Origin of the sequence: Streptomyces calidiresistens, assembly GCF_014141525.1 — a bacterium.
Classification (GTDB): domain Bacteria; phylum Actinomycetota; class Actinomycetes; order Streptomycetales; family Streptomycetaceae; genus Streptomyces; species Streptomyces calidiresistens.
Window position 1 is genome coordinate 1 of record NZ_VKHS01000547.1, and the last position, 3,815, is coordinate 3,815.

General features: G+C 75.0%; 3 protein-coding genes and 1 tRNA gene. 3 read left to right on the top strand and 1 reads right to left on the bottom strand.

Translation table 11 applies throughout. The features are described 5' to 3' along the window. Positions 1 to 148 precede the first annotated feature (148 nt). The 3 genes from FOE67_RS19290 (at position 149) to FOE67_RS19300 (ending at position 3,407) form a co-directional block, all read left to right on the top strand. The gene (locus FOE67_RS19290; RefSeq protein ID WP_182666007.1) at positions 149 to 1,300 is read left to right on the top strand and encodes a PP2C family protein-serine/threonine phosphatase; all 1,152 of its coding nucleotides are present in this window, start codon (positions 149 to 151) and stop codon (positions 1,298 to 1,300) included. Between the two features lie 791 nt (positions 1,301 to 2,091). Next, complete coding sequence (locus tag FOE67_RS30475) at positions 2,092 to 2,481, top strand: M23 family metallopeptidase (RefSeq protein ID WP_182666009.1); 390 nt, start codon at positions 2,092 to 2,094, stop codon at positions 2,479 to 2,481. A 710-nt stretch (positions 2,482 to 3,191) separates the two neighbouring features. Next, positions 3,192 to 3,407 carry a hypothetical protein gene (locus FOE67_RS19300; protein WP_182666011.1) on the top strand — a complete coding sequence of 72 codons (216 nt, stop codon included), beginning with the start codon at positions 3,192 to 3,194 and terminating at the stop codon, positions 3,405 to 3,407. Positions 3,408 to 3,671: 264 nt separating this feature from the next. On the opposite strand, the gene FOE67_RS19305 is transcribed toward FOE67_RS19300, so the two are convergent. After that, positions 3,672 to 3,742, bottom strand: a tRNA-Gly gene (locus tag FOE67_RS19305). Positions 3,743 to 3,815 lie beyond the last annotated feature (73 nt).

The window sequence follows — 3,815 nt, forward strand, 5'->3', positions numbered from 1 at the left end:
CCGTTCTCCCGCCCCGTCCCGGGCCCCCCGCGGTCCCCGGGCGCGTCACCGCCCGGATCCGCGACGGCGCACGTCACCCGGCCGATACTTCGCTTCGCAACCCAACGGAAATCGACGCACCGGCCCGGGGTGGATAGGGTCGCAAATCATGGCAGGCGGCGGCACATCACCCCCGGGGGCACGGAGAAGGCGAGCGCACAAGGCGCTGCGCCGTGCCCGACTCACCATGCGCCGAACCGCCGTGGACCACTTCCGCGGCGAGGGTTCGGACGCCCTGGTGCTCATCGCGCTCTTCCTCACCGTTCCCCTCATCGCCGCCGGCACCCTGCACCGCCCGGAGTGGTGCCCCCCGGAGGCCCTGGTCCTACCCCTGGTGGCGGGCGGCCTGCTGCTGCGGCCGGTCAGCCTGCTCGCCCTCTACGCGGCCACCGCCGTGGCGCTGATCGCCGAAACCGCGCTGCTGGAGGGGCGCTCGGTCCCGCCCGATCCGATCGGCCCCGGCACCATCCTCGTGGTGGCCGCCGTCGCCCTCGCCGGGTTGCTGGTCGCCCAGTTCCGCAGCCGGGTCGGGGTGCCCTGGCGCCGGGGCGGAACCATGCTGTTCGACCTGCGCGAACGCATCCGCGCGCAGAGCACCGTGCCCGCCCTGCCGCCGGGCTGGCACTGCGACCTGAGCCTGCGGCCGGCGGGGGGCCAGTCGTTCTCCGGGGACTTCGTGGTCGCCGCCCGCACCGGGCCCGACCGCCGGGTGCTGGAGGTCGTCCTGACCGACGTCTCCGGCAAGGGCATGGACGCCGGCTCCCGTTCGCTGCTGCTGTCCGGGGCCTTCGGCGGCCTGCTCGGCTCGCTGCCGCCGCACTCCTTCCTGCCGGCGGCCAACGGCTACCTGCTGCGACAGAACTGGGCCGAGGGCTTCGCGACCTCGGTGCACCTCGTCCTCGACCTGGACACCGGGGATTTCGAACTGCTCTCGGCCGGGCACCTGCCCGGCGTGCAGTACGCGGCGGCCACCGGCCGGTGGCAGGAGATCGCGGCCGAGGGGCCGTTGCTGGGCGTGTGGGACGGCGCCGAGTTCCACCCCGCCAAGGGGTCGCTGCGCCCGGGCGACGTGCTGATGCTCTTCACCGACGGACTGGTGGAACGCTCGGACCGGGATCTGTCCGACGGCATCGACCGCCTCACGGGCGAAGCCGAGCGTCATCTGGCCGGTGGGCTGCGCCGGATCGCGGGCGACCTCATCGACACCGTGGCCCGTGACGTCAACGACGACCGCGCGCTCATCCTCATCTGCCGCGACTGACCCGGTGCGACCGGACCCTCCTCGGGGGCGTGCGGGACGGGACACGCGCCGGGCCGTCCTCCGATCGCCGGTCACCCGCGCGACGGAATCCCCGCCGCGTCACGGCGGGGGAACCCCCCGCGCCGTGAACAGCGCCGATGCCCTCCCCGCCGGTCGTCCCCCGATGCGCCGAACGGCCGTCAGGGGCGGCGCGTCGCCGGATGCGGGCGGCGGCACGCCGGGTTTGGCTCACCGTCATGACGCCCTCGTGGAACACCTCCCGCCGCCCCCGGAGCCGGCGCCCCGCCGGTCGGAGCCGCCTCCACGTCGGCCGCCGGTCGGCGATCGGCGCCCTGGCCGCCCTCGTGCTCGTCTGCGGGGTGCCGGGGGTCGCCCTGGCGGGGAGCGGCGGGGACCGCACCCCGCTCGACCCCGTGACACCGACCGTCCCCGACCGGCATCGACATCCGGAGGGTCCGGGGGAACCGGACCACCGCCGGGCCGGGGCCGAGCCCCCCGCCCCGCCCGGGGGCGCGGCGGCCGACCGGGTCGAACGAATCCTGCGCGCCGGCCACCGCTCCGCCGTGTCCGCGGCGCCCGCCGCGTCTGCCGTATCCGCGGCGTCCGCGGCGTCCGCGGCGTCCGCGGCGACCGGGGAGCCCGGGCGCCGAAGGGCCGATCGCTTCGCGCGGGTCCCCCGGTTCGACCCCTTCACCGTCCCGGGCGCGGGTCCCTTCCCCACATGGCTCCCGGGCGCCGCCGCTCCCCACCGCCCGGCTGGTGGCGGGACGGGTGGGCGGTGGACGGCACCGGTGGAGGGGTATCCGGTCTCCGCCGACTACGGCACGCCGGGGGAGTGGGAGGCGGGGTACCACACGGGGGTGGACTTCGCGGTGCCGGAAGGCGTGCCGGTGGTCTCCGTGGGGCCCGGGACGGTGGTTCTGGCCGAGGAGTCGGGCTCCTACGGACAGGTCGTCGGGGTGGAGATGGTGGACGGTCACCACACCCTCTACGCCCATCTCTCGCGACTCGACACGCGACCGGGCGACCGGGTCGACGGCGGTGCGACCGTCGGCCTGTCCGGCAACACCGGCCGCTCCACCGGCCCCCACCTGCACTTCGAGGTCCGGGAGGGCGCCGGGTACGGCACGGATGTCGATCCGATCGCCTATCTGCGGGGCCACGGGGTCGATATCGGATGAGCGGGGAGGCGGGGGAGGGACCCGTTCCGGGGGATCCCCCGACGTTTCGGTCCTCCCGGGGCGTCCGTCGGCGGAACCCCCGGGAATCCGGATAACGAGTCCGCAACATTCCCCGGACCCCGCGCCCCGCCGATGTCGCGTCCCTTCCCCGACGCGGCGTCACGCCCGCCCCCGGGCGTCGGGAGGGCGTTCGAGGGGTGGTCCGCGGGCCGGTCGACACTTCTTCACCCGGGAACCTCCCCGCGGGGCCGCGGGGCCGCGGGGCCCGGTCGCGGTCGCGGCGAATGGGGAGGAACGACGGGTGTTCCGGGGGGATCGGACGCGGGTCGGGTGTCCGGCGGCGGGTGCCCCCGTCGGTGGGGTGAACGTTTCCGGGGTTCGCCCCCCGCTCTCGAATTGACGGAGCATCAACTCTTTTCACGGGAACGGGAGTTCTTCGGAGCCGGGCCCGGTGGGGCCGGCCCGGGACGACGGGGTCGCGGGGGTGCCGCCCACCCCGGCGGAGGGGGATCGCCTCCCCCGGCGGAGGGGACCCGCCGCGGCCGGTCCCCGTCCGCCGTCGGCGGACGGGCCGTCAGGACCCCTTCATCGGGGCGCGGGTGCCGGCACGATGGTCCCGTGCTTGCGGGGGTGTCGGATAGGGAAGGACCCCGGGGGCACGGCCAGGCGGCGGTGTCCGCACGCGGTGTTACGTCCGAGGGTGTGATCTTGTGATTATCTCGTTCTCGCTGGTGCTCCTGCTGGGCATCGTCCTCGTGGTGATGATCCGCGGGGGCTCGATGAAGTGGGGGCCCGCGATCATCGCCATCCTCTTCGGGTTCTCCCTCGCGTCCACCGGTGCGGCGGACCCGATACGGGAGTTCCTGGAGTCGGTCAGCAACTCGATCGGCTCGGTCGACAGCAGCATCAACAGCGGCGGCAGGTGACCCGTCGAACCCGGGGGTCGGGCCGACGCCGTCCCGACCCCGCTCCCCCCTGCCCCGGCGAACCCGGCGGCGAGGGGCACTTCCGCGTCCCCCGACGCGGCCCGGGGTCGGACACCCGGACGCGAGGGCGGTGCCGGCGAGAAGACGGGGGAACGAGGGAAACGAGGGGAAACCAGGGGAAACCAGGGGAACGAGGAGAAACCAGGGGAACGAGGGGGGCGAAACGCAGGAGCCCGGCCCCGGGAACCCGGGACCGGGCCGACGAGCGGGTGACGGGAATCGAACCCGCGTAGCTGGTTTGGAAGACCAGGGCTCTACCATTGAGCTACACCCGCGAGGCCTCGTCGCCCCCGCGTCGGGAGCGCTCGGCGTCACGGGGCATCCTAGCAGCGTCACCGGCCGCCACCC

Bases quoted from the DNA above. Each gene is read 5' to 3' on its own strand.
- FOE67_RS19290 (WP_182666007.1), top strand. From the start codon at position 149: ATGGCAGGCGGCGGCACATCACCCCCGGGGGCACGGAGAAGGCGAGCG.